Annotated in this window: 28 protein-coding genes and 1 other RNA gene; all 29 read left to right on the top strand. The window is 65.5% G+C overall.

Annotation, left to right across the window (positions count from 1 at the left end):
• Positions 1–77: 77 nt before the first annotated feature.
• A complete protein-coding gene (gene parA / locus WDZ95_RS21925; protein WP_150989999.1) occupies positions 78–716 on the top strand; it encodes a ParA family partition ATPase in 639 nt (212 codons plus the stop codon).
• Positions 713–976: a chromosome partitioning protein ParB gene (locus tag WDZ95_RS21930; protein WP_150990002.1), complete on the top strand. Its 264-nt coding sequence runs from the start codon at positions 713–715 to the stop codon at positions 974–976. Before parA ends, WDZ95_RS21930 begins: the two co-directional genes overlap by 4 nt.
• Positions 973–1,518 (top strand): DUF2840 domain-containing protein, encoded by a 546-nt coding sequence (locus WDZ95_RS21935; protein WP_150990006.1) that lies wholly within the window; start codon positions 973–975, stop codon positions 1,516–1,518. Before WDZ95_RS21930 ends, WDZ95_RS21935 begins: the two co-directional genes overlap by 4 nt.
• Positions 1,515–2,090: a S26 family signal peptidase gene (locus WDZ95_RS21940; protein WP_150990009.1), complete on the top strand. Its 576-nt coding sequence runs from the start codon at positions 1,515–1,517 to the stop codon at positions 2,088–2,090. The genes WDZ95_RS21935 and WDZ95_RS21940 overlap by 4 nt, the downstream gene beginning before the upstream one ends.
• Complete coding sequence (locus WDZ95_RS21945) at positions 2,087–2,530, top strand: hypothetical protein (protein WP_063153075.1); 444 nt, start codon at positions 2,087–2,089, stop codon at positions 2,528–2,530. The genes WDZ95_RS21940 and WDZ95_RS21945 overlap by 4 nt, the downstream gene beginning before the upstream one ends.
• Complete coding sequence (locus WDZ95_RS21950; RefSeq protein WP_063153074.1) at positions 2,527–4,509, top strand: relaxase/mobilization nuclease domain-containing protein; 1,983 nt, start codon at positions 2,527–2,529, stop codon at positions 4,507–4,509. The genes WDZ95_RS21945 and WDZ95_RS21950 overlap by 4 nt, the downstream gene beginning before the upstream one ends.
• Positions 4,510–4,706: 197 nt before the next feature.
• The gene (locus WDZ95_RS21955) at positions 4,707–5,039 is read left to right on the top strand and encodes a PadR family transcriptional regulator (protein WP_207890240.1); all 333 of its coding nucleotides are present in this window, start codon (positions 4,707–4,709) and stop codon (positions 5,037–5,039) included.
• A 57-nt stretch (positions 5,040–5,096) separates the two neighbouring features.
• Positions 5,097–5,990: a permease gene (locus tag WDZ95_RS21960; RefSeq protein WP_150990012.1), complete on the top strand. Its 894-nt coding sequence runs from the start codon at positions 5,097–5,099 to the stop codon at positions 5,988–5,990.
• 12 nt (positions 5,991–6,002) lie between these two features.
• Positions 6,003–6,272 carry a hypothetical protein gene (locus WDZ95_RS21965; RefSeq protein WP_073673120.1) on the top strand — a complete coding sequence of 90 codons (270 nt, stop codon included), beginning with the start codon at positions 6,003–6,005 and terminating at the stop codon, positions 6,270–6,272.
• Positions 6,273–6,569: 297 nt separating this feature from the next.
• A complete protein-coding gene (locus WDZ95_RS21970; RefSeq protein WP_027478017.1) occupies positions 6,570–7,934 on the top strand; it encodes an IS1380 family transposase in 1,365 nt (454 codons plus the stop codon).
• A 217-nt stretch (positions 7,935–8,151) separates the two neighbouring features.
• Positions 8,152–9,081 carry a LysR family transcriptional regulator gene (locus WDZ95_RS21975; protein WP_425781640.1) on the top strand — a complete coding sequence of 310 codons (930 nt, stop codon included), beginning with the start codon at positions 8,152–8,154 and terminating at the stop codon, positions 9,079–9,081.
• Positions 9,078–9,341, top strand: a complete 264-nt coding sequence (locus WDZ95_RS21980) for an EexN family lipoprotein (RefSeq protein ID WP_241349753.1) — start codon at positions 9,078–9,080, stop codon at positions 9,339–9,341. Before WDZ95_RS21975 ends, WDZ95_RS21980 begins: the two co-directional genes overlap by 4 nt.
• A 227-nt stretch (positions 9,342–9,568) precedes the next feature.
• Entirely contained in the window at positions 9,569–11,584 is a 2,016-nt protein-coding gene (locus WDZ95_RS21985) for a conjugal transfer protein TraG (RefSeq protein WP_425781642.1), read from the top strand.
• Positions 11,581–12,057: a ribbon-helix-helix protein, CopG family gene (locus WDZ95_RS21990; protein WP_207858492.1), complete on the top strand. Its 477-nt coding sequence runs from the start codon at positions 11,581–11,583 to the stop codon at positions 12,055–12,057. The genes WDZ95_RS21985 and WDZ95_RS21990 overlap by 4 nt, the downstream gene beginning before the upstream one ends.
• On the top strand, positions 12,054–13,121 hold the full coding sequence (trbB, locus tag WDZ95_RS21995) for a P-type conjugative transfer ATPase TrbB (RefSeq protein ID WP_207858490.1): 1,068 nt from the start codon (positions 12,054–12,056) through the stop codon (positions 13,119–13,121). Before WDZ95_RS21990 ends, trbB begins: the two co-directional genes overlap by 4 nt.
• Complete coding sequence (locus WDZ95_RS22000; protein ID WP_033946878.1) at positions 13,118–13,510, top strand: TrbC/VirB2 family protein; 393 nt, start codon at positions 13,118–13,120, stop codon at positions 13,508–13,510. Before trbB ends, WDZ95_RS22000 begins: the two co-directional genes overlap by 4 nt.
• On the top strand, positions 13,507–13,779 hold the full coding sequence (locus WDZ95_RS22005; RefSeq protein WP_105029020.1) for a VirB3 family type IV secretion system protein: 273 nt from the start codon (positions 13,507–13,509) through the stop codon (positions 13,777–13,779). Before WDZ95_RS22000 ends, WDZ95_RS22005 begins: the two co-directional genes overlap by 4 nt.
• A gap of 12 nt (positions 13,780–13,791) precedes the next feature.
• Entirely contained in the window at positions 13,792–16,242 is a 2,451-nt protein-coding gene (gene trbE / locus WDZ95_RS22010) for a conjugal transfer protein TrbE (protein ID WP_425781646.1), read from the top strand.
• Positions 16,239–16,976: a P-type conjugative transfer protein TrbJ gene (gene trbJ / locus WDZ95_RS22015; RefSeq protein WP_207858488.1), complete on the top strand. Its 738-nt coding sequence runs from the start codon at positions 16,239–16,241 to the stop codon at positions 16,974–16,976. Before trbE ends, trbJ begins: the two co-directional genes overlap by 4 nt.
• Before the next feature lie 12 nt (positions 16,977–16,988).
• Positions 16,989–17,315, top strand: a complete 327-nt coding sequence (locus tag WDZ95_RS22020) for a hypothetical protein (protein WP_207858487.1) — start codon at positions 16,989–16,991, stop codon at positions 17,313–17,315.
• A complete protein-coding gene (gene trbL / locus WDZ95_RS22025; protein ID WP_207858486.1) occupies positions 17,312–18,685 on the top strand; it encodes a P-type conjugative transfer protein TrbL in 1,374 nt (457 codons plus the stop codon). Before WDZ95_RS22020 ends, trbL begins: the two co-directional genes overlap by 4 nt.
• 30 nt (positions 18,686–18,715) lie before the next feature.
• Positions 18,716–19,420: a conjugal transfer protein TrbF gene (trbF, locus tag WDZ95_RS22030; protein ID WP_033946893.1), complete on the top strand. Its 705-nt coding sequence runs from the start codon at positions 18,716–18,718 to the stop codon at positions 19,418–19,420.
• Positions 19,417–20,409 (top strand): P-type conjugative transfer protein TrbG, encoded by a 993-nt coding sequence (gene trbG, locus WDZ95_RS22035; protein ID WP_207858485.1) that lies wholly within the window; start codon positions 19,417–19,419, stop codon positions 20,407–20,409. The genes trbF and trbG overlap by 4 nt, the downstream gene beginning before the upstream one ends.
• A gap of 2 nt (positions 20,410–20,411) precedes the next feature.
• Positions 20,412–21,692 carry a TrbI/VirB10 family protein gene (locus WDZ95_RS22040; RefSeq protein ID WP_154344238.1) on the top strand — a complete coding sequence of 427 codons (1,281 nt, stop codon included), beginning with the start codon at positions 20,412–20,414 and terminating at the stop codon, positions 21,690–21,692.
• Positions 21,689–21,931 (top strand): DUF2274 domain-containing protein, encoded by a 243-nt coding sequence (locus WDZ95_RS22045; protein WP_154344239.1) that lies wholly within the window; start codon positions 21,689–21,691, stop codon positions 21,929–21,931. The genes WDZ95_RS22040 and WDZ95_RS22045 overlap by 4 nt, the downstream gene beginning before the upstream one ends.
• A 317-nt stretch (positions 21,932–22,248) precedes the next feature.
• Positions 22,249–22,956 carry a bifunctional 2-polyprenyl-6-hydroxyphenol methylase/3-demethylubiquinol 3-O-methyltransferase UbiG gene (gene ubiG, locus WDZ95_RS22050; protein ID WP_166224846.1) on the top strand — a complete coding sequence of 236 codons (708 nt, stop codon included), beginning with the start codon at positions 22,249–22,251 and terminating at the stop codon, positions 22,954–22,956.
• Between the two features lies 1 nt (position 22,957).
• Positions 22,958–23,635, top strand: a complete 678-nt coding sequence (locus WDZ95_RS22055) for an HAD family hydrolase (protein WP_425781651.1) — start codon at positions 22,958–22,960, stop codon at positions 23,633–23,635.
• A gap of 13 nt (positions 23,636–23,648) precedes the next feature.
• Positions 23,649–24,062: a transfer-messenger RNA gene (gene ssrA / locus WDZ95_RS22060) on the top strand.
• 171 nt (positions 24,063–24,233) lie between these two features.
• Positions 24,234–25,430: tyrosine-type recombinase/integrase (locus WDZ95_RS22065; RefSeq protein ID WP_425781653.1), on the top strand; the 1,197-nt coding region annotated here is incomplete at its 3' end.

Raw genomic sequence — 25,430 nt, forward strand, 5'->3', positions numbered from 1 at the left:
AGTAGAAGCGCGCCGTTTCGGTGGACAACCACCAAACGGCACGGACAGGCCGGCTTCCCAACACGGAGGGCCACGCCATGATCCTCGCTCTGCTCAACCAGAAAGGCGGCGTCGGCAAGACCACGCTCGCCACCCACATCGCGGGCGAACTGGCGCTGCGCGGCCAGCATGTCGTCCTGCTCGATGCCGACCCGCAGGGTTCATCACTGGACTGGACGCAGCGCAGAAGCCAGCAAGGCTTGCCACGGCTGTTCAGCGCCGTGGGCCTTGCCCGCGAAACGCTGCATCAGGAAGCGCCAGAACTCGCCAGGCGGGCCGATCACGTCGTCATCGACGGCCCGCCGCGCATCGCCGCCTTGGCGCGCTCCGCGCTGCTGGCTGCCGAGCGCGTGCTGATCCCGGTGCAGCCCAGCCCCTACGACCTCTGGGCCTGCTCGGAAATGGTTTCGCTGATCCGCGAGGCGCAGGTGTTCCGGCCTGCGCTGCGCGCGGCCTTCGTCATCAACCGGCGCGTCAGCACCACCATCATCGGCCGCGAGGCGCGGCAATCGCTGGCCGAACAGCCGCTGCCCGCGCTGCGCTCGGAAGTGCGTCAGCGCATCGTGTTCGCCGACAGCGTGGCCGCTGGCCGGCTCGCCCGCGAGACAGCGCCCGACAGCGCCGCCGCCCGCGAAATCACAGCCCTGGTGGACGAACTGCTGCGGTGGCCGACATGACAGCGAGGCAGCCACCACGCGGTAAGCGCGTCGGCATCGGCGCACGTCCGCCCGCGAATCCGCACGCCGAGGCGTGGATTCGCCAGGGCGATGCCGATGCGCTGGGCAAAGGCGACCTCTACACCGCGCGCCTGACCCTCGACATTACGCCCGCCATGCGGGCGCGCATCAAGGTGTCGGCCTTCACGCGAGGCGTGACCGTGGCCGACCTGCTGCGCGGCCTGCTGGAGCGGGAGTTTCCGCCGGAGAACACACCATGAACGCATCCGCTTTGCCTGCCGCGAACGCTGCACCGGCTGCGCCGCTGCCTGCGCTTGCGACACTCGCCGGACAGGCCGGCAACGTGCCGCTGACGCGCGTGGCGCTGGCCTACATCGAGGCCCGTTTCAAGCTCTACCTGCGCTTCGGCGAACCGGCGCGCACGCTCCAGCTCGACCGCTGGCGGCGCTGCGCCGTGTTCCTGCCGGGCACGATGCTCTGCCGCATCCGCTGGCAGGCCAACGATTACGGCACGATCCGCTGGCAGCTCATGGTGATGCAGACCGCCACGCCGCTCGATGCCGTGCAGCGCATCCCAGGCGTGCAGCCGGGAGCGCGCCTGCTGCTGCACGCCGAAGGGGATGCCAACGTGCGCGCGGTGCTGGAACGCATCGACGGCATCGAGGCGCTTGGTATCGCGCCCGCCGCCGTGTCGCCCGCGTACTGGCGCACGCTCGCCAACCGGCTCGCGGCGCGCTCACCGCTGCCCGAATACACCGCAGAACAGCACGCCGGCTGGCTGGCCGGAAGGACATTCCCATGACTACTATTTCCACGACCGGCCCCGTGTCGCGTCCTCGCTCGCGCCTGCGTGCTCGCATCTTGCTGGCAGGCTTCGCCGCCGTCGGCCTCGCTGCGCTGGCCTGGGCGGCTTTCGTGTCGCCGCTACCGCGCCTGACCTACAACCCGTCCGACAGCGTGGCGGTCGGCTGGTATCGCATCGAACCGTTCGCCTCGCTGCCACGTCCGCTGTCCGTGGACAGCATCGTGCTGGTGCCGCTGCCCGCCGAGGCCGCCATGCTGGCTGCGCAGCGCGGCTACCTGCCGACCCGCGTTCCGCTGCTCAAGCGCGTGGGCGCGGTCGCGCCGCAACACGTTTGCATCGTCGCCGGTCAGGTTCGCATCGACGGCGTGCCAGCGGCCGCCGCGCTGCCTGCCGACCGGCTGGGCCGCCCGCTGCCATCCTTGCAGCTTTGCCGCCGTCTCGAACCGGGCGAGCTGTTCCTGTTGAGCGTGACCAATCCGGCATCGTTCGACAGCCGGTATTTCGGCCCGGTCAGCGCATCCGCCGTGATCGGCGTTGCACGCCCGATCTGGCTGGAGACACGCCCATGATGGCCGCCGATTCGCTGCGCTCCGGCGTGCCATCGGGCATGTCGTTCTGCCGTCTGCTGCCGTGTCTTCGCGCCTGCCGTGCCGGTGCATTCGCACCGCACGTCGCGCTGCCTTCGGCGCAGCCGTCCAACGTGCAGGCGTCTTGCCTCGAACGCGCCCGGCCTGCGGCCATTGCCGCGTTCGCCGGTGCGCTGGCTGCTCACGCAGCAGCGCCGCCGGGCCGCCGATGCCTGGAGCGACAGCGGAAGGCAAAGGCGGAAGGCAAGACAAAAGGACTCGGCACCTTGCCGCGTCGAAAGCCAGTCTGCACATGGGGGGAACACGGCACGCAGCGGCTTCGCCGCCGTGCCGTGTTCGGCGCGAAGGTTGCGCCAATGCAGGCATGTCCGCGTGCTTCGCACGACTGGACACGCCAGAGCTTGCAGGGAGAACGGCCATGACCGACCGCCGCGACGACGATTTCCGCGGGCGCCCAAGCGCCCCGAAGAACCGGGGCAAGGGCCAGGGGCAGAGCTTTGTTTCCAAAGTGCTCAAGCAGGCCGGCAAAGCCAGCAGCGGCAAGTCGGCGGTGCGCCGTCCTGGGGCGGCTGGCACCGGCCAGCGTCCCGGCTCGCGCCTGGGGCGCGGCCACACGGCAGCGCGCTTCGCCGGGGCGAAGCTAACGCCCATGTCGCGGCGCGTGACCATCAAGACGCTGCTGGTCAATCACCAGCGGGCCAGCCCACAGTCTCTCGCCAAGCACCTGCGCTATGTCGAACGCGACGGCGCGGGCCGTGATGGCGAACCGGGCCGGGCCTACGGGCCGCAGGCCGACGAAGCCGACCTGGATGCCTTCAAGGAACGCTGCACCGACGACCGGCACCATTTCCGCTTCATCGTTTCCCCGGAAGACGGCGCGGAACTGGACGACCTGCGCACCTATACCCGCCATCTGGTGAACCGCATGGAAGCCGACCTGGGCACGCGGCTGGATTGGGTAGCGGTCGATCACTGGAACACTGACAACCCGCACACCCACCTGATCGTGCGCGGACGCGACGACACCGGCAAAGACCTCATCATCGCGGGTGACTACATTGCCCACGGCTTCCGCCATCGTGCCGCCGAACTGGCGACCGAATGGCTGGGGCAGCGCACCGAGTTGGAGATCCAGCAGACCTTGGGGCGCGAGGTGGAACAGGCACGGTGGACAAGCCTGGATCGCACCTTGCTGCGCGAAGCCAGCGAGGATGGCCGGGTGCAGATCGAACGCTTCAGCGAGCCGAACTTGCAACGCCAACGCCTGCTGCTGATCGGCCGCCTGCAACGCTTGCAGCGTCTGGGCCTGGCCGACGAGACGCAGCCCGGCACCTGGGCCATTCATGCCGATGCGGAAAAGACCCTGCGTGCCCTGGGCGAGCGTGGCGACATTATCCGCACGATGCAGCGGGCCATGAGCGGGCAGCCGCGCGAGCTGGCAGTGTTCGAGCCGGGCGACGATGGCAGAACCATCCTTGGCCGCGTGGCCGCGAAAGGGCTGGCCGACGAACTGCACGACCGGGGCTATCTGGTCATCGACGGCACGGACGGCAAGGCCCACTACGTCGCGCTGAATGCCCGCGACGAGCTGGCGAACTATCCCACAGGCGCGGTGGTGGAAGTGAAGGGTTCGGCCGACGTGCGTGCGGCCGACAAAAACATCGCCGCGCTGGCGAGCAATGGCCTGTACCGCGCCGATCACCACCTGGCAATCGAACAGGGCCGTGCCAAGGACGGGCGCGACCCGCAGGAAGTTGTCGCGGCGCATGTCCGGCGGCTGGAAGCCCTGCGCCGGGCCGGCATCGTGGAGCGCGTCGCCGAAGGGCTATGGAAGGTGCCGGACGACCTGGCCGAGCGTGGCCGCCAGTACGACGCGCAGCGCCTGGGCGGCGTGGCCGTGGAGCTGAAATCCCACCTGCCCATCGAGCGGCAGGCCCGCGTGATCGGGGCCACCTGGCTCGACCAACAGTTGATCGGCGGTGGCTCGGGCCTGGGCGACCTGGGCTTTGGCGGCGACGCCAAACAGGCCATGCAGCAGCGTGCCGACTTCCTCGAAGAACAGGGGCTGGCCCAACGACGCGGCCAGCGCGTCATCCTCGCCCGCAACCTGCTGGGCACGCTGCGCAACCGGGAACTGGCACAGGCCGCCAAGGACATAGCAGCGGAAACTGGCCTGGAGCATCGCCCGGTAGCCGACGGGCAGCGCGTGGCTGGCATCTACCGGCGCTCCATCATGCTCGCCAGCGGGCGCTTCGCCATGCTGGACGACGGCTTGGGTTTCACGCTCGTGCCTTGGAAGCCCGTCATCGAACAGCGACTGGGCCAATCCCTGGCTGCCACAGTCCGCAGCGGGCATGCCTCCTGGGAACTCGGTCGCCAGCGCGGCCCGTCTGTCGGCTAAAGACTGAATTTGTCATGTGTGCCGTGGCTCGGATGCTTCACTTGTGGTCACAGACTCATGCGAGCGCCCTCCATCCGGCCAGGCACCGCCCCAGGAGGGGATTTTTCGGTTGCCGCTTGATACCTTGATGGACAAGGTATATAGTTACGCTCATGGTTAAATCGACGACTTCCCTCAAGACCGTAGAGCGCACACCGGTGGACTATACCGACCGGTTGTATTGGAGCGGCATCATCAAGATGAGCCTGTCCAAGTTCTTCATCCTGAGCGTGCTGCAAAAGCGGCCCATGCACGGCTATGAGATCGTACGTGAAGTGGAGTGCTCAACCCAAGGTTGTTGCTCTCCCACCGAAGGCACCATCTACCCGGTGTTGCGCGAGTTCGAGCAAGGCGGCTATGTCACTGCGCATACTGAAACTGTGGCCGGTCGTGGGCGCAAGGTCTACACGCTGACCGACAAGGGCCGCGAAGCCTTCACGGTGGCAGTAGATGCTTGGATGGAGGTGGCTGCGCACATCACTCGTCAGTAATGGCGATTTTTTTTGATCATAAGCATTGACCATCTATGCATTGAACTGGAACACATAATGAATCTGAACACACTCACCGAGACTCTGCAATTCTTCGCCATGCTCAGCGCCGAGCTGATCGCACTCTTCTTCGTCGTCAGTTTCTTGGTGGCGATGATGCAGGAATATGTACCGGCCAGCACTGTGCAGCGCCTGCTAACCGGGCGCGGCCTGCGTGGCAACATCGTCGGTGCCGGGCTGGGGGCAGTCACGCCGTTTTGCTCCTGCTCGACCATTCCGGTCACGGTCGGCTTGCTCAACGCCGGTGCGCCATTTGGCGCCACCATGTCCTTTCTAGTTTCCTCGCCCATCCTCAATCCGGTGATCCTGGGCTTACTGGTCACGTTGTTCGGCTGGAAGTTCACCGTCTTCTATGGCGCCGCGTCCTTTGTGCTGGCGGTGGCAGTGGGCGCGGTCTGGCAGCTCTTTGGCCTGGAGCGCGACGTAAAGAAGGTGCGTGTGGTGGGCGAGAGCGAAATTGCAGGGCCGACCGACTTCAAATCGCGCCTGCGCCGAGCTGGCAGCGCGGCCTTTGCTTTGTTCAAGACTTCCTTGCCCTACCTGCTGATCGGCGCGGGCATTGGCGCGCTAATTTATGGCGTGGTACCCGGCGAGTGGATCGCCACTATGGCAGGTGCCGACAACCCGTTCGCAATTCCCGTGGCCGCTGCTATCGGTGTGCCGCTATACATCCGCGCTGAAACCCTGATTCCGATTGGCATGGCCTTGCAGTCCCAAGGCATGAGCATCGGCGCGGTAGCGGCGCTGATCATCGCTGGCGCAGGTGCCAGCCTTCCCGAAGTCACGCTGCTCAACACGATCTTCCGGCCCCGACTGGTGGCAGTGTTCGTGCTGACCATTTTCACGGTCGCTATCAGCGTGGGGTACGTCGCCAATCTGTTGTTCATTTGAAGGAGAAAGACCATGTCAGAGAAAAAAGGCTTTATCGCGCGTTTGCTTGGCAAGCAGGACGAATCGGATTGCTGCGCGGTGCGTATCGAAGAGGTGCCGGAGACGGAAGTAGCACGAATGCCCGCCGCAAAAAAGTCCGCTTGCTGCGCGCCGCGCATCGAAAAGGTGCCTGAGTTGGAAGTAGCGCAAACGCCCACTGCCAAAAAATCCGCGTGCTGCGCGGTGCGCATCGAGGAGGTCAAGGACGATGATGTCACCCAGTCACCACCTGCCACCCAGTAGCCTAAGCAACCTTGCTTCGGGATATGACCCGCCAAGGCCGAAACCACGCCACTGCTGGAAGCGGTGAACCTGCAACACGATTTGCGTCGCGCGCAGATCAAGCCTTGGGCCTGGGTGATTATGCAACTACGACATCTGCGTTACTTCATTGCAGTCGCTGAAGAACCTGAATCCGTGAGCCCAAGAGTGAAAGTGCCTCACCCTGCGGGTGCGTTCGATTTGAGGTAGTTTGGTAAACGCGAGACAGGTGTGGGGCGTTGATGGGCCTGTTGCAAACGCAGTACCTGAGTTCTTCCAATGCGCCCCTTCATCGTCAAGCAGCTCGACTACGACCTCACCCCGGTAGCCGGTCTGGCGCTGGTCGGACATCACCTGAATCGACTCGCGCCAGTGTTCAAGCGACTCGATGCCGCCTTGCCCGTGAGAAATGGCGTTGCCAACAGCGACATCCTGCGCAGCTACCTGGGCCTGCTGGTGCAGGGCAAGAGCGACTTCGATGCGATTGAGAACTTCCGCGGCGATGCCTTCTTCAAGCAGGCGCTGGGCATCCAGCTGTTGCCCTCCAGCCCGACGCTGCGCCAGCGCATGGACACGCGCGCGGACGAGCTGTTTGACTTCCTGGCGACGCTGATCGAGAAGCTGCTGGACAGCACGCGGGTCGACTATGGCGTCTTGCCTTGTGGCTGGCTGCCGCTGGATGTCGACACGTTCGCCATGGACAACGGCGGCACCGCCAAGGACGGCGTAGGACGCACCTACACCGGCGTCGATGGCTACTGCCCGCTGGCCGCGTACCTGGGCTCGAACGGGTTCTGCCTGGAGTTGGCGCTGCGCCCTGGCGTGCAGCATTCGGCACGTGAGACGCAATTCAACTTCGAGCGGGTGATCCCGATGGCGCAGCGCCTGAGCGCGGCGGGTCCGAAGGCGCCGATCCTGGCACGCCTGGACTCTGGCTTCGACTCCACGGAGCTGGTGTGCGAGATGGAGTCGTATAACGCTGCAGGCGTGCCGCAACTGGACTGGCTGATCAAGTGGAACCCGCGCACGACCAACGTGGCGGCGCTGGCCGAGCGCCTTGATGGTGACACCGCCACGATCTGGGAGCATCCCCGCGCGGGCAAGCGCGTGACGCTGTGGGAAGAGGCGCTGCACATCGAAGGCATCGAGCGGCCACTGCGCCGCGTGCTGCGCCTGACTGAACGCACCATCGACGCGAAGGGCCAGTTGCTGATCGAGCCCAAGCTCACGCTGGACGGCTGGAGCACGAGCCTGAGCGCCAAACAGTTCGATGCTAAAGCCATCGTCGCGCTGTACGCCGACCACGGCACGCACGAGCAGTTCCACTCCGAGTTCAAGACCGACCTCGATCTGGAGCGGCTGCCCTCGGGCAAGTTCGATACCAATTACCTGGTGTGCGAGCTCGCGGCGCTGGCCATGAACATCCTTCGCCTGATGGGACAGGCCGGACTGCTGGGGCCCGATGCGCCGGTACGCCATGCGGCCAAGCGCCGGCGCATCAAGACCGTGATGCAGGAACTCATCTACCGCGCCGGGCGCCTCATCGAGCATGGCCGGCGCGTCATCCTCGGACTGGGCGCCAATGATCGCTCGGCCAAGGCCTTCCAGCGGCTGCACGGAGAACTCTTCGCTGCCTGCGGCTAAGCGCAGCTGGCCGATCACCGGCCTCACGAAACTCACGGATCCATAAAAATCGCCTGCCCGCGAGGTTGCGGCGTGGGGCAATTGCACGCCAACCCGAACAAGTCGCCCACCAACTCGCGATTCCGACGATCCAGTGCCATCGAGTTGGGTGATGTCATCTCCCAGGCTGTCAAATTGAACGGGCACGACCCAACAAAACAGACCAACCCGAGCATGCGTGCGCCTGGGCTCACGGATTCAGGAAGAACTCCACTTCGCCCGCGCGGCCGAGAGACTGCATATCGAGCAGTCACCGCTGTCGCGCACTATCAAGGAGTTGGAGGAGGACTTGGGCGAACAGTTGTTTGTCCGAACCAGCCGCAGCACGCGCCTGACGCGGGCTGGCAAGCTGTTTTTGGAGCATGTTCCGCGCGTGTTCGCTGCCTTGCAGCAGGCCCGCGACAGCGTGAAGGCTGCGGCCAATGGCTTCCACGGCCAGTTGCGTATTGCCCTGTCCGATGGCATCACGCCGCCGCGCCTACCGACCTTGCTCGCACTTTGCCGGCAGGAGGAACCAGAAGTCGATATCCGGCTGTTTCAGGTGCCCTTGTCGCAGCAAATCAAAGGGCTGCAAGACGACTTGTACGACGTGGGCTTCGCGCAATCGGATGAAGTAGGCGAAGGTATCGCCGCCGAAGCCGTGTGGAATGACCCGCTGATGGTGGCGGTGCCAGCACGCCATCATTTGCTCAAGCACCGACGCATCCCGCTGGACGAAGTGCTGCACTTTCCGCTGGTTCTCTGCGACCCGCAAGCATGTGAGGGCTACGCGCGACAGGTTGAACGTGTGCTGCGCCGCTCTGACCGGGAGCCTCTGATCGTCGAACGTGTTGCCTCATTCGACTTGATGATGGTGGTCGTATCGGCCGGCTTCGCCCTGGGGCTGGCTGGTGCTCCGCATATCGTGTCCAACCGGGAACCTGGCGTTGTGGCCCGGCCCTTGGCGGGCCGCTCGCCAATGCTGACAACCTACTTGTTGCGACGCGAAGACGAGCGTTCGGAAGTGTTGTCCCGATTCATCGAACGGGTGCAGGCGATCGACTTGCCCGAAGGTGTGAGGCCCGTGCCGCCACCTCAGTCCGAATCACAGGAGGAATTCGAGCTATGAAGCGAATAACACCTATGCTTGTGGTAGCCGTGCTAACGGCCTGCGGCCCGTCGGAGACACCCAAGCAGGCCAACGTACCGACCGTGGAGGAACTGGCTGCCGACCCGGCACGGTTGAAGGAACTACGCCAGCAATGCAAAACCGACCGCGCGTCGCTTGGCGACGTGTTGTGCAACCGGGTGGCCGAAGCTACGCGCAAGCGGTTCTATGGCGACGGCAAGACACCCTACACGCCATTGGAAACGCCACCGAAGTTCTGATCGCAGTCTTTCGCAAAAATCCTGTCTTCTTTGCCAACACGCCGCAGCGCGCTCGCGCCTGCGGTGTTTTTACTGGTTTCTTTGCAGCCTGAAACGATGCTTTTTGCATCATCTTGCTTCCGATAACGGTCTTTGACCGGCACTGACCCGGCACCGATTCTCACGCTATGCGGCACGTCCTTATGCCGCTCTTGAACGAGGAATAGCGCAGGAATCGGAGGTCAGTCATGCAAGCTCAGGGCGTGCTGTTCGGGCAGATCGCCGCCGTCTTCGGCATCGTGATCGCCGGCGTATGGAGTGCAACGCAATGGACAGCAGCCGCCCTGGGCTATCAACTACGCCTTGGCTCGCCCTGGTTTGATTTCTTCGGCACGCCGGTCTATCACCCCTGGCGGCTGTTCGAGTGGTGGTTTTTCTTCGATGCCTACGCGCCGCATGTCTTCGATATTGGCGGGGCCATCGCGGGCGGTAGCGGCTTGGTGGCGGTGGTGGTCGCCATCGCCATGTCGGTGTGGCGCTCCCGGCAATCGCGCCTTGTCACCACATACGGCTCGGCACGCTGGGCCGAAGCGGATGACGTTCGCAAGGCCGGGCTGACGCAACCGGCTGGCGTGTTCCTGGGCAAGTACCGCAACGAGTACCTGCGCCACGAAGGCCCGGAACACGTCCTGACCTTCGCGCCCACGCGCTCGGGCAAAGGCGTCGGCCTGGTTGTGCCCACGCTGCTTTCGTGGCCCGCATCCGCCGTCATTCACGACATTAAAGGCGAGAACTGGCAGATCACCGCCGGCTGGCGCTCGCGTTTCTCACATTGCCTGCTGTTCAACCCGACCGATGCAAAGTCGGCAGCCTACAACCCGCTGCTGGAAGTACGGCGCGGCGCGCATGAAGTGCGCGACGTGCAGAACATCGCGGACATTCTCGTTGACCCCGAAGGGGCGCTGGAGAAGCGCAACCACTGGGAGAAGACCAGCCACGCGCTGCTGGTCGGAGCCATTCTGCATGTGCTCTATGCGGGCGAGGACAAGACGCTGCGCGGCGTTGCCAACTTCCTCTCCGACCCAGCCAGCCCGTTCGAGCTGACCTTGCACCAGATGATGACGACGAAGCACCTGGCCGATGCACCGCACCCGGTTGTCGCGTCCGCTGCCCGCGAAGTGCTCAACAAATCGGACAACGAGCGTTCGGGCGTGTTGAGCACCGCCATGTCGTTCCTCGGCCTGTACCGCGACCCCACGGTGGCCGAAGTCACCTCGCGCTGCGACTGGCGCATCGCCGACCTGATCGCATCCGAGCATCCCGTCTCGCTGTATCTGGTGGTGCCGCCCTCGGACATTTCCCGCACCAAACCGCTCATTCGCCTGATCCTCAACCAGATCGGGCGACGGCTTACCGAGTCGCTCGACGGCAGCGACGGCATTGAGCGCCGCCACAAGCTGCTGCTGATGCTCGACGAGTTCCCGGCGCTGGGCCGCCTGGACTTCTTCGAGACGGCGCTTGCCTTCATGGCTGGCTACGGCATTCGCAGCTTCCTCATCGCGCAGAGCCTGAATCAGATCGACAAAGCCTACGGCCAGAACCATTCAATTCTGGACAACTGCCATGTCCGCGTGACGTTTGCGACCAACGACGAACGCACGGCCAAACGGATCTCCGAAACGCTGGGCACCGCCACCGAACTGCGCGCGCAGCGCAACTATGCCGGCCACCGGCTCGCGCCGTGGCTCGGGCATCTGATGGTGTCGCGGCAGGAAACGGCCCGCCCGCTGCTGACACCGGGCGAAGTCATGCAGCTTCCGACCGACGAATCAGTGGTCATGGTGTCCAGCGTGGCACCGATCAAGGCGAAGAAGCTGCGCTATTACGCCGACGCGAATTTCAAGAGCCGCGTATTGCCGCCGCCCGCGCTTGCGGCCGGGCAGTACGCCGATGTGCCACCGGCCCGGCCTGACGACTGGAGCGGCCTGGCGATCCCCTCTGTCCCCGCAGTGGCCACCAGTGCCGCCGCCGAAGGCTTGGGCTGCACCGCCGACGACGGCGGCCCGCGCCGCCAGCCGGAGCTATCCGAAGTCGCCGAATACAGCCCCGAACCGCAGCTCGCCGGCAACGACCTGGCGCTGCTCGATGACGACGACGACCTGACGCTGCCCGGTTTTGCTTCTCTCCCCGGCCAGCTCGACCCAGCGATGCAGCGCACGGCCCGGCTGGCTTCCCTCGACCCCAACGACGGAATCGACTTATGAGCCAATACCGCCTCAATCTGTTTATCCAGCCCGAGCACGCCAAGCGCCTCGAAGAACTGGCCGCCAAGAAAGGCGTGTCCAAGTCGTCCATCGTCGCGGCGGCGCTCGCATCGTGGCTGTCGCCCGACGCTGGCGACCAGCGCGAGGCAGCCATCGCCAAGCGGCTGGATCGCCTGTCGCGCCAGGCCGAGCGCCTGGAGCGCGACCAGAACATCCAGATCGAAACGCTGGCGCTGTTCATCCGCTACTTCCTGACGGTCAGCACGCCGGTTCCCGAAGCCCATCAGGACGCGGCGCGCGCCCAGGGCCGGGCACGCTTCGAGCAATTCGTGGAGCAGCTTGGCCGCCACCTCTTGCGCGGCCGCAGCCTGGTGCGTGACGTGGTGGAAGAACTGCACCCAGACCCGGTGCGAATGGATGACGCGGCGGCGCTGGCCGAAGCCCACGAACGAACTGCGGAGCGTGCCTTATGAGCCCTGTTCCGCAGACCCCATCCGAACGCTCATCCACCGCGGCCTCGCTGGATCGCCGTATCCAGATGCTGCGCACGGCAATGGGGCCAGTCATCGCCGCTGCGCTGGCCGACCCGGACGTGGTGGAAATCATGCTCAACCCTGACCGCACCCTATGGGTGGATCGGCTGTCGTCGGGCCGCACGCCGCTGGGCGTGGAGCTTTCCGAAGACGACGGCGAGCGCATCATCCGCTTGGTGGCCGCGCACGTCGGCGCGGAAGTGCATCGCGGCCGACCGCTGCTGACCGCCGAACTGCCCGAAACCGGCGAGCGGTTCGAGGGCATCTTGCCACCGGCTGCGCCTGGCCCGGCCTTCGCGCTGCGCAAGCGTGCCGTGAGCATCATCGGCCTGGATCGCTATGTGGCCGACGGCATCCTGACCACGAGCCAGGCGGACTTCCTGCGCCGCGCCGTGCGCGAGCGCCAGAACATCCTGATCGCCGGGGCGACGAGCAGCGGCAAGACCACGCTCGCCAATGCCTTGCTTGCGGAAATCGCCGCCACTGGCGACCGCGTGCTGGTGCTCGAAGACACGATAGAGCTGCAATGTGCCGCCCGCGACCATGTGCCGCTGCGCACCCGTGCTGGCGTCGTGTCCATGACTGAACTGGTGCGCGCCACGATGCGCCTGCGCCCCGACCGCGTGATCGTCGGCGAGGTGCGCGGCGGTGAAGCCCTGGACTTGGTGAAGGTCTGGGGTACTGGCCATCCGGGTGGCATCGCCACCATCCACTCCGGTTCCGCGCTGGGCGCATTGCTGCGCCTCGAACAGTTGATTCTCGAAGTCGCGGTGAACCCGCCGCGTGCGCTGATCGCCGAGGCGGTCAACGTCGTCATCCACATCGCCGGACGCGGCCGCAAGCGCCGCGTCGAAAGCATCGCCCGCGTCGTCGGATTCGACGGTGTGAGCTACCGCCTGGCGGACGCGCTGGAAACACCGTTTCCCGAGCTGATGCCGGTGCCTCTCGCAGCCGATGCCGCTGCACCTTCCCCGTCCCCTGACCAATCTGGAGAACTGCCATGACGCAGATGCACGCTTACGCTTTCCGCTTTTCCGTAAATCCGCTTCCCCACCTGTCCGGCCTCGCGCGGCTGCGCAGCCTGGCCCGCCCTGCGGGGCAAGGGCTGCTGCTGGCCGCGCTGCTGCTGTTCCTGGCCGGAACGGCGCAGGCCGCCGGTTCCTCGATGCCGTGGGAAGGCCCGCTGCAATCCATTCTGGAGTCGATCCAGGGGCCGGTGGCACGCATCGTCGCGGTCATCATCATCATCGCAACCGGCCTCGCGCTGGCCTTCGGCGACACGTCGGGGGGCTTTCGCAAACTCATCCAGATCGTCTTCGGTTTGAGCATCGCGTTCGCCGCGTCCTCGTTCTTCCTGTCGTTCTTCAGCTTCTCTGGCGGGGCGGTCGTATGAGCGGGCCGGACAGCTTCGCGGCCGGCTTCGAGGTGCCGCTACATCGCTCGCTGACCGAGCTGATCCTCATGGGCGGCGCACCGCGCACCGTGGCGATTGCCAACGGTACGCTGGCCGCCGCCGTCGGGCTGGGCCTGCAACTCTGGATTCCCGGTGTCGTGCTCTGGATCGTCGGCCACTCGCTGGCCGTGTGGGGCGCGCGTGTCGATCCGCAGTTCATGCAGGTCTTCGCCCGGCACATCAAGCACAAGCCGTTGCTGGACGTGTAGGGGGATGCCGCCATGCTGAACCTTGCCGAATACCGCCAGCGGCCCGCGCTGCTGGCCGATTGGCTTCCCTGGGCCGGGTTGATCGCGCCGGGTGTCGTCTTGAACAAGGACGGCAGCTTTCAGCGTACAGCCCGTTTCCGTGGCCCCGACCTCGACAGCGCCACGCAGGGCGAGTTGATCGCCACCACGGCGCGGCTGAACAACGCGCTGCGCCGGCTGGGTTCAGGCTGGGCGCTGTTCGTGGAAGCCGAGCGCCAGCCGGCGGCGGACTATCCGCATTCCGACTTTCCCGAACCGCTGTCCTGGCTGGTGGACGAGGAACGCCGCGCCGCCTTCGAGGAATCGGGCAACCACTTCGAGAGTGCCTATCACCTGACGCTGGCCTATCTGCCGCCCGAGGAATCCCGCGCCCGTGCGGCCAAGCTGCTCTACGAGCACGCGCCGGGCGATGGCGTGGACTGGCGCGGTCGGCTCGATGCTTTCGTGGCGGAAACGGATCGGGGCTTTGACCTGCTCGATGGCGTGATGCCGGAGATCGCCTGGCTGGACGATGCCGCGACGCTGACCTATCTGCACGCCACGGTTTCGACGCGGCGCTACCGGCTGGCCGTGCCCGAGGTGCCTTTCCACCTCGACGCGCTGCTGGCCGATTCCGCCCTGGTCGGCGGCCTCGCGCCTATGCTGGGCGACCAGCACCTGCGCGTGGTGTCGGTGCGGGGCTTTCCGACTTCCACTTGGCCGGGCTTGCTGGACGACCTAAACCGCCTGGGCTTTGCCTATCGCTGGAGTACGCGGTTCCTCTGCCTCGACAAAGCCGAGGCGGAGAAGGAGCTGGGCCGCCTGCGCCGCCAATGGTTTGCGAAGCGGAAGAACGTCATCGCGCTGCTGCGCGAAACGATCTTCCAGCAGGAAAGCCCGCTGGTCGATACCGACGCCAGCAACAAGGCGGCCGACGCGGACGCCGCCATGCAGGAGCTGGGCAGCGATCAAGTCGCCTTTGGCTACCTCACGGCCACGGTGACGGTGCTCGATGCCGACCCGGCCGTGGCCGACGAAAAGCTGCGCATGGTGGAGCGCGTGATTCAGGGGCGCGGCTTCGTCACCATCCCCGAAACGCTCAATGCCGTGGATGCGTGGCTGTCGTCGGTGCCGGGCAATGCGTATGCCAACGTGCGCCAGCCCATCGTCTCGACGCTGAACCTGGCGCACATGATGCCGCTGTCGGCGGTGTGGGCCGGCCCGGAGCGCAACAAGCACCTGGACGGCCCGCCGGTGATCGTCACGCGCACCGACGGCGCAACGCCGTTCCGCTTGGTCACGCACATCGGCGACGTGGGCCACATGACCGTGGTCGGCCCGACTGGCATGGGCAAGTCGGCCTTCCTGGCCGTGCTGGCGATGCAGTTCCGGCGTTATCTGCACTCGCGCATCTTTGTCTTCGACATGGGCCGCTCCATGCGCGCCACCATCCTGGGCCTGGGTGGCGAACACTACGACCTAGGTGCCGATGGCGGGATCGCCTTTCAGCCGCTGGCACGCATCGACCAGGGCGGCTACCGCACCTGGGCCGCCGAATGGGTGGAAGGCCGCCTGCTGCACGAAGGCGTGACCGTCGGCCCGGATGAGAAGGCGGCCATCTGGTCGGCGCTCGGAAGCCTTGCCGGTGCGCCCGTGGAGCAGCGCACGATGACGGGGCTTTCGGTGCTGCTGCAATCGAATGCGCTGCGCCAGGCGCTCGCGCCGTATGTGCTCGGCGGTGCCCACGGCAAGCTGCTGGATGCCGACAGTGACCGGCTGGGCAGCGCGGATGTTCAGTGCTTCGAGATGGAGGAACTGATGGCCAGCCCCGCCGCCGTGCGGTCGGTGCTGGGCTACCTGTTCGCCCGCTTCGATGAACGATTCGACGGTGCGCCCACGCTGCTGATCCTTGATGAATCCTGGCTGTTCTTGGATGACCCGGTATTTGCAGCGCGTATCCGCCAGTGGTTGAAGACGCTGCGCAAGCGCAATGTCAGTGTCGTCTTCGCCACGCAAAGCCTGGCGGACATTCAGAACTCCAGCATCGCGGCGGCCATCATCGAAAGCTGCGCCGTTCGGATTTTCTTGCCCAATCCGCAGGCGACCGAACCGCAGATTCGCACGATCTACGAAGGATTCGGGCTGAACTCGCGGCAGATAGAGATCGTCGCCACCGCGCAGCCCAAGCAGGACTACTACTACCAATCGCGCCTTGGCAATCGCCTGTTCGACCTCGACCTGGGGCCGGCCGCGCTCGCCTTCGCAGGCGCATCCACACCGCAAGACCAACGCGACATAGACCGCGTGCTGACGCAGGCCGGCGCACCCGGCTTCGCCGGCGCGTGGCTGCGCCATCGCGGCCTCGATTGGGCCGCCGACCTGCTGCCGTCCTCACCGGCGGCGGCTTCTTTCCTCGCTACTCAACCGCTGGAGGTTTCGCCATGAAGACCCGTGTGCTTTCCGTTTCGCTCGCCGCCGCGCTGTCGGTGTCGCTGCTGGCCGTGCAGCCCGCATCGGCGCTGACGGTGTTCGACCCGTCCAATTTCGTGCAGAACACGCTGACCGCCGTTCGCACGCTGGAGCAGATCAACAATCAGATCAACCAGCTTCAGAACGAAGCGCAGATGCTGATGAACCAGGCACGCAACCTGACGAAGCTGGACTTCAACATCGTCAACCGGCTGCGCTCGACGCTCGCCACCACGGAACGCCTGATTGCCGAAGCGCAAGGGCTAGCCTACGACGTGCAGAGCATGGATGCCACGTTCTCGCGCCTGTACCCGGAGCAGTACGCCGCCACCATCAGCGGCGACCGCATGGCACAGGACGCGCGCGAACGCTGGAAGAACACGCTCGACGGCCTGCACACTGCGATGCGGATGCAGGCGCAGGTGTCGCAGAACCTGGCGCAAGACGAAAGCGCGCTGACCGACCTCGTGAGCCAGAGCCAATCGGCCACGGGTGCTTTGCAGGCCATGCAGGCGACGAACCAGCTTCTCGCCTTGCAGGCCAAGCAGTCCATCCAGGCCCAGCAACTCCAGATCACGCAAGACCGGGCAGCCTCGCTGGAACTGGCGCGACAGGCGGCGGCCACCGAGCGTGCCCGCGAAGTGAGGCGGCGCTTCCTTGGCACCGGCACGCCGTACACGCCGCAGACCGTCAATTTCTACAACAACTGACGGGAGGCGGCCATGCGATGCGTTCCTGTCCTGCTGGTCGTGCTGCTGACCGCTTGCGGCCAGCAACCGGCCGAAGACCTGGCCGCCACCTTGGCCGCCGATCCCGTGCGGTTCAAGGCGTTGCGTGCCCAATGCGCAGCCGACCGGCAAGCCGCAGGTGAAGACGCCTGCCGCGCCGCCGCCGAAGCCTTCCGGCGGCGCTTCTTCGCCGGCCAGACCGGGCCGGACGAATACCGGACGCTGGCCGAACTGCCACCGATTCCGCCCAGCTTCGACACGCCCGCCGATGACGTGCCGGAAGGCGATGCGCCGCTCACCGCTGCGGAGAACAAGCCATGAACGACGTGACCATCATCGACAAATTCCTCGATACCTTCTCGCGCTACATCGACTCGGGTTTTGGGTTGCTGCAAGGCGAAGTGGCGTTCCTGACCGCCACACTCATCGTCATCGACATGACCATCGCCGGCCTGTATTGGGCCATGAGCCATGCCACCGGCCAGGGCGAGGACGTGATCGCCAAGCTGCTGCGCAAGGTGCTTTACGTCGGTGCCTTCGCCTACATCATCAATAACTTCAACTGGCTGGCCGGCATCGTCTTCCGATCGTTCGCCGGCCTCGGCCTGATGGCCGGTGGTTCGACCCTGACGATGGAAACCTTCCTGAAACCGGGCCGCCTGGCGAAGACCGGCATCGACGCGGCCGCGCCGATCCTCGACCAGATCGGCGACATGGCCGGCTTCCCCGAAGTGTTCGTGAACCTTGACCCCATCGTGGTGCTGTTCATCGCCTGGTTGGTGGTGATCCTCTGCTTCTTCGTGCTCGCGGTACAGCTTTTCATCACGCTGATCGAGTTCAAGCTGACAACGCTCGCCGGCTTCGTCTTGATTCCGTTCGCACTCTGGAACAAGACGAGCTTCCTTGCGGAAAAGGTGCTCGGCAACGTGGTTTCGTCGGGCATCAAGGTTCTGGTGCTGGCCGTCATCGTTGGCATCGGTTCGGGCCTGTTCGCGGAGTTCCAGGTGCATCCCGACGAGCCTTCCATCGACCATGCGCTGGTTGTGATGCTGGCCTCGCTCGCGCTGCTGGCGCTCGGCATCTTCGGCCCTGGCATCGCCACGGGTCTTGTGTCCGGTGCGCCGCAGCTCGGCGCGGGTGCGATGGCCGGGGCAGCGGTCGGCGCAGTCGGCACCGGCGTTGCCATCGGTGCCGCCGCGACCGGCGTGGGCGGTGCGGTCATGGCAGGCGCACGCATGGCCCCGGCCGCCGCCAAGCTGGCCGGCAGCGGCGCACGCGCCGCCACATCAGCAGCCAGCAGCGCCAAGTCCGCATTCCAGGCCGGTTCCGCCGCTGCGGGTGGCGGGGCCAAGGGCGCGGCGGCTGGCCTTGGCAATGTCGCCAAGACCGGCACGCAGGCCGCAGGCCGCCGCGCTGCGTCCGGCGTTTCCGCTGCCGGGCAGAAGATGGCCGATTCCTTCCGGGCTGGCTGGAACGGCGCGGATGCCGGCGCTGCCGGCTCCAGCCAGGCCGCCGCAGGCGAAGGCGCGGACAGCGCCGCCAGCTCGCCGAAGCAAGAACAACCTGCCTGGGCCAAGCGGATGCACCGCCGCCAGCAGATCACCCATGCCGCGACCACCGCCGCCCACACGCTGCGCGGTGGCGACGGCGGCGGTTCGGGGCAAGGCCCGAGCCTGCGCCCCGATGAATGACCCGATACCTGACCACCAAGGAGAACCCCTATGCGATTCAAGCGACCGCAGGTGCGCTATGCCGACACGCCGCAACCTGCAACCCCTTACCAGTCTGCCGCGCAGGTGTGGGACGACCGTATCGGCTCGGCCCGCGTCCAGGCCAAGAACTGGCGATTCATGGCCTTCGGCTGCCTGACGCTCGCGCTGCTGATGGCGGGCGGCCTGGTGTGGCGCTCGGCGCAGTCCATCGTCACGCCTTATGTCATCGAGGTCGATCAGTCGGGGCAGGTGCGCGCCGTGGGCGAAGCAGCCACGCCGTACCGGCCCGCCGATGCGCAGATCGCGCACCACCTGGCGCGCTTCGTGACGCTGGTGCGCTCGCTGTCCATCGACCCCATCGTGGTGCGGCAGAACTGGCTGGATGCCTACGACTACACCACCGACAAGGGCGCGGCGGTGCTCAACGACTACGCCAGCAAGAACGACCCATTCGCCCGCATCGGCAAGGAGTCGGTGACGGTGCAGATCACCAGTGTGACCCGCGCCAGCGACACGTCTTTCAACGTGCGCTGGATGGAACAAAGGTTCATCAACGGTGCGCCCGCTGGCACCGAACGGTGGAACGCCGTGCTTTCCACTGTCCTGCAAACCCCGCGCACCGAACAGCGCCTGCGCAAGAACCCGCTGGGTATCTACGTCAATGGCCTGTCGTGGAGCCGCGAACTGGATTCTTCCGAAGGAGCCAAGCCATGAATGCACGTTTCCATAAATCCGTTTTGCCGTTGATCGTGCTGGCCCTTGCGGGCTGCGCCTCGCAGGGCAAGCCGCCGCCGTCCATTTTGCTCGACGAGCCGGTGCAGGCGCAGGCGCTGCCGGAGCCGCCCGCGCCGGTGGAAGTCGTTGCCGTGCCCGAGCCGCTGGCACTCCCGGCACAGTTGAAGCCGTTGCCCGAGGCGGACACGGCCCCAGCCGCGCCGGAACCTGCCGACGAGAAGGTGCGTGTCTCGCGCGCCAACGCCGAGGCGCGCATCGCGCCGACTCGCGAGGGCTACGTCAATGCGATTCAGGTGTGGCCCTTCACTGATGGCGCGCTCTATCAGGTCTATGCCGCGCCGGGGCGCGTGACCGTAGTTTCCTTGCAGCCGGGCGAGGAGCTTGTCACTGTCGCCGCCGGCGATACCGTGCGCTGGATCGTCGGCGATACGTCCAGCGGCAGCGGGGACGCGCTGCGCGTCAATGTGCTGGTCAAGCCCATCCGTTCGGGTCTCAAGACGAACTTGGTTATCACCACCAGCCGCCGGACGTACCTGCTGGAGCTGACCTCGACGGAAAAGGCATGGATGGCGTCGGTGTCCTGGGACTACCCGAAAGACCGAATGCTGGCCTTGCAGCGCCAGGCGCAGGCGGCCAGCGCCGCCGCGCCGGTCGATACCGGCCTGTCGCTGGAGAAGATCCGCTTTCGCTATTCCGTGTCAGGCAGCAATCCGCCGTGGAAGCCGCTGCGCGCCTTCGATGACGGCGAGAAGGTCTATATCCAGTTCCCGCCGGGCATCGCGCAAGGCGAGCTGCCGCCGCTGTTCGTCATCGGCGCGCAGGGCGACGGGCAACTGGTGAACTACCGTTTCCGCTCGCCGTACTACATCGTGGATCGGCTGTTCGGCGCGGCCGAACTGCGCTTGGGCGGCGATGGTGGCGACGTGGTGCGGATCGAACGCACGGATGGCGTGGCGCGGAGGAACTGACCATGAGCCAGGACGAAACCCCCGACCTCGCCACGCCACAGGCGGGCAAGGTAGCACCCGAGGCGGTGGCGCTGCGCGCCCAGCCTCGGCCGGTCACGCGCCTGAACCGGCGCACGCTGGCCATCCTCGCCGGCACTCTGTCGGTCGCCGTGCTCGGCGCGCTGATGTGGTCGCTGCAACCGCAGCGGCGCGGCGTGGGTGAGCAGACCGAGCTTTACAACGTGGATCGCGTCTCGAAGTCGGAAGGGCTGGATGCGCTGCCGGCGGACTACTCGAAGCTGCCGCCCCCTTTGCCAGCATCGGTGCCAGAGCTGGGGCCGCCGCTGCCCGGCGATCTTGGCCCGGCCATCGTGAAGTCGCAGCAACCGGTGACGACCGCCTACGTGGCCCCCGGCTACGACCCCAACGACGCGCTGCGCAAGGAAGCCGAAGCGGCCGCGGCATCGTCGGTGTTCTTCCGCTCGGGTTCGCAGAAGGTCGCGCCGGTGGCGCAGACGCAAGCCGCCGCCGCGCCGGGCTTCGCCGCCAATGCGGCCTTCGACCCGCTGGCTGCCGGGCCTGCCTCGACGGCGGCCCAGCCCGCCGACCCGACCGCCGTGCAGAACCGGCAAGATCAGAAAGAGGCGTTCCAGAAAGCCGGAACCACGGAAACCCGTAATTCCAGCAATCTGACCCTGCCGGCTTCGCCATATCAGGTCATGGCCGGAACGGTGGTCGCAGGTGCCTTGGTGACGGGCATCAAGTCGGACTTGCCGGGCGACGTGATCGCCACGGTGACGGAGCCGGTCTATGACACGGCCACCGGGCGCTTCCTGCTGATCCCGCAGGGATCGCGCATCCTGGGCAAATACAACAGCCAGGTCAGCTACGGGCAGAGCCGCGTGCAGGTGGTATGGAACCGGATCATCCTGCCCGACACGTCATCGCTCACGCTCGACAACCTGGTCGGCACCGACCCGGCTGGTTATGCCGGGCTGGAAGACGAAGTGGATTACCACTGGGGCCGCATCTTCGCAGGGGCAGCGCTGACCACGCTGCTTGGTGTCGGTGCCGAGCTGGCCGCGCCAGAGAACCGCCAGGACGGCAACCGCATCATCATTGCCGGGCGCGACAGCGCCCAGGACAGCATCAATCAGGTCGGCCAGGAGATGACCCGGCGCAACCTCAACATCCAGCCCACTTTGACGGAGCGCCCCGGCTTGCCGGTACGCATCATCGTCAACCGCGATCTGGTGCTGCGACCGTACCAGCCGCTTTTCTTCAACAGGGGGACTTCACGATGACGACGCGCAAGCTGCGGCTGGGGCCGCTGCCGAAAACCGAATCCACGAAGCTGACCTTTGCCTGCCCGGCCAGCCTGAAAGCCGACCTCGACCGTTACGCCGCGCTGCACGCGCAGACCTACGGCGAAGCGGTCGATGCGGCGACGCTGATTCCGCACATGCTGGAGGCGTTCATGGCCGGAGATCGGGGATTCAGGAAGGTAGGCGCGGGCAAGGCAGCGCCGCCGAAGCCAAGCTGATGATGCCGGTTTCCGCTGGCGGCAATCCCTCGAACGCGCAGCCCAAGGTTGCGCGTTCTTCGTTCTGGAGGACGGCGACCGCTTGGGCTATGATGGTGAAACGTGGTCGCCGTCTGCTGGCAATCGTCCCCGATGCAGCACGCTCCGGCTTTCTACCGCGACGCTCTTATGTGGCTCCCAGCCCACAACGCCGCAGCCCCACAAAGCGGCCCGAAGTAGAGCTAAACCCGCGTCCCATATAGACTTCCGATCATCAGGCTGATTTCAACAATCGCTTGACACCGGCCCTTTTTTGTTGCCTTCGCATAATCGCTCTCATGACCGTCCATTTGAATGCCGACCCGGCCGAGCTGGCCAAGTTTTCCGATCTGGCCCACCGCTGGTGGGACCCCGACAGCGAGTTCCGGCCCCTGCACCAGATCAATCCTTTGCGGCTGGACTGGATCGATGGCCTGGCTGGCCTGTCTGGCCAGCGTGTGCTCGATGTGGGTTGCGGGGGCGGCATCCTGTCGGACTCGATGGCGCGCCGCGGCGCGAACGTGACCGGGATCGATCTCGCCAGCAAGGCTTTGAAGGTGGCGCAGCTGCATGCGCTGGAGGCCGCGACGCCGAACGTGCAATACCTCGAAACCAGTGTCGAGGCATTGGCTGCGGAACAGCCGGCCAGCTTCGACGTGGTCACCTGTATGGAGATGATCGAGCACGTGCCCGACCCGGCCTCGGTGGTGCGGGCCTGCAGTGAACTCGTGAAGCCGGGCGGCTGGGTGTTCTTCTCCACCATCAACCGCAACCCCAAGGCGTTCCTGTTCGCGATCATCGGCGCCGAGTACATGCTCAAGATGCTGCCGCGTGGCACGCACGAGTACGCGAAGTTCGTCAAGCCCAGTGAGCTGGCTGCCCATTGCCGCGCCAGCGGGCTCGACCTGCTGCACACGCGCGGCATGGAATACAACCCGCTGACGCGCCGTTACTGGCTCAGCGGCGACACCAGCGTCAACTACCTGGTTGCCACCCGCAAGGCCTGAGATGGCCGCAGTGGTGTTCCGTGGGGTGAGGGCGGTGCTGTTCGATCTGGACGGTACCCTGATCGACAGCGCACCCGACCTGGGGGCGGCGGCCGAGGCCTTGCGAAAGGCTCGTGGGCTGCCGCCATTGGCTCTGGACGCCTACCGGGCGCATGCGGGATCCGGCGCGCGCGGCATGCTGCGCGTGGCCTTCGACCTCACGCCCGACCACCCCACCTACCCTGCGATGCGCGACGAATTTCTGAGCGCGTACGAACGGTGCATGCTGATCCGCACCCAGGCCTTCCACGGGGTCGACGGATTGCTGCAGACACTGTCGGCACGGCGCATCGGCTGGGGGGTGGTCACCAACAAGGCCCAGCGGTTCGCCCTGCCCATCGCGCAGGCCATGCCGGTGCTGGCCGGGGCTGGTGCGATCGTCTGCGGGGATACCACGCCGCATGCCAAGCCGCATCCCGCGCCCTTGCTGGAGGCTGCGCGACGCCTGGCACTCGAGCCCTCGGACTGCATCTACGTGGGCGACGATCTGCGCGACATCCAGGCGGGCAAGGCCGCGGGCATGCGCACCGTGGCCGCGCGTTACGGCTACCTGGGTGCATCCGCTGCAGTCGACGACTGGGCCGCCGATGCCGTCATCGATTCACCGGCCGAGGTCTTGAATCTGCTCGAATTGCCCTAAACTCCCCGGTCCTGGGGCTGTACCGGTTTCGACGTGGGTTCGGACACGCAGCAGGGCATGTCGAGGTTCTGTCACCTCGTAAAACCGCAGAAACAAACCAACTGCAAACACCAACGCAGCAAACGACTCTTACTTCGCCCAAGTGGCGAATGCCTAAGGTCGTATCCGGGGACTAACCTCCCCGGTCCTCGCAGCAGCTCGTCGATGGGCTGTGCCGATGGCCGCAAGGCCTGAAGCCGCGAGGTCATTCACATCGACTGGACCTGCCACGGGCACCTTGTGGCAGGTCGAGATCCAAGGGTGCTGGCTGTCCCGGTAGCGTGCCGCTGCGCGACCGGAACGGCGAGATCCAATCCAGACGGCTAAACATGTAGATCTGCGCGAAGAAGGCTTGCGGACGGGGGTTCAATTCCCCCCAGCTCCACCATTCACAATTTCCTTGAGGCCACATAAGGCTAAAAAATCAAGGAAAATCAACAATATAGGTCGAATCGACCTGTACACAGGGCCACATAAGGCCCCTTGCATCCAGGTTTCTGCCGGGTAACATCCAGGGTAACAAGGTCGGTTTCTTCGGCCTACTTTCTAAGTTACCCGGATGGCTGCAACAGACCTCCTCTCCGACAGGGCAATCCAGGCCGCGCTTAAGGCGGCGGCTGTGGCTGGCAAATCCCGCAAGCTAAGTGACGGCGCTGGCCTGGTGCTGGACGTGCGGCCCACAGGCGTTGGTTGGTGGCGGCTTCGCTTCTGGCGAGACGGTAAGGAGGGGATGATCAGCTTGGGCACTTACCCGGTGGTCAGCCTGAAGGCGGCCAGAATGAAGCGCGATGAGGCACGTGAGGCCAAGGCTCATGGTGCCGACTTGAGCGAAAGGCGGAAACAGGAAAAGGCTGAGAGGGCGCGGCGCCGGGAAGTGGAGGCGCTAGAGGCCGCTGGGCTACCTGGTCCGGGCACGTTTGAGTACGTGGCACGCGAATGGCTGGAGGTGAGGCACCGGCCTGCAGTGTCAGAGGGGCATGCCAAAACCACCCAAACACGCTTGGAGAAGATGGTCTTTCCATGGCTGGGCCGCCGGCCGATCTGTGAAATCGAGCCCCCCGAGCTGTTGGAATGTCTCCGCCGTATCGAGTCTCGCGGTGCACTGGAGACTACCCATCGTGTGAAGGACGCGTGCTCACAGGTGTTTCGGTACGGCGTTTCAACAGGGGCTTGCGCCCGCAATCCTGCAGCAGATCTCCGGGAGGCGCTGAAGCCTGTACCGACTCGCCACTTTGCCGCCATCGTCGACCCCAAGGGCGTCAGGAACCTCCTGCGCGACCTTGTCGCCTACACGGGCAACCCAATAACCCGAGCAGCCTTGCGTCTCTCGGCCTTGCTGCTGCTTCGGCCGGGCGAGCTGCGGAGCTTAGAGTGGTCCTGGGTAGATTTCGAGACCGCCACGCTGACACTGCCATCCGCAGTCATGAAGCGCCGCTTAGATGAGAAGGCTAACGGGCAGCCCCATGTCGTACCCATGGCTGCACAGGTAGTGGCTATCTTCCAGGAGCTGCAGCCGCTGACTATGCACAGCCGTTACGTGTTTCCGTCGATCTTGACGCGCGAGAAATGCATGAGCGAAAACACGGTTCGCAGCGCTTTGCGGCGCCTAGGCTATGGAAACGACGACATGACCGCCCATGGCTTTAGAGCTATGGCGCGCACTATGCTGGCCGAACAGCTCAATGTGCAGCCCGAGGTCATCGAGGCGCAGCTGGCGCACGCTGTTTCCGACTCCTTGGGGCGCGCTTACAACCGT

The sequence above is a fragment of the Hydrogenophaga sp. T2 genome (assembly GCF_049843535.1).
Lineage (GTDB): Bacteria > Pseudomonadota > Gammaproteobacteria > Burkholderiales > Burkholderiaceae_C > Hydrogenophaga > Hydrogenophaga crocea.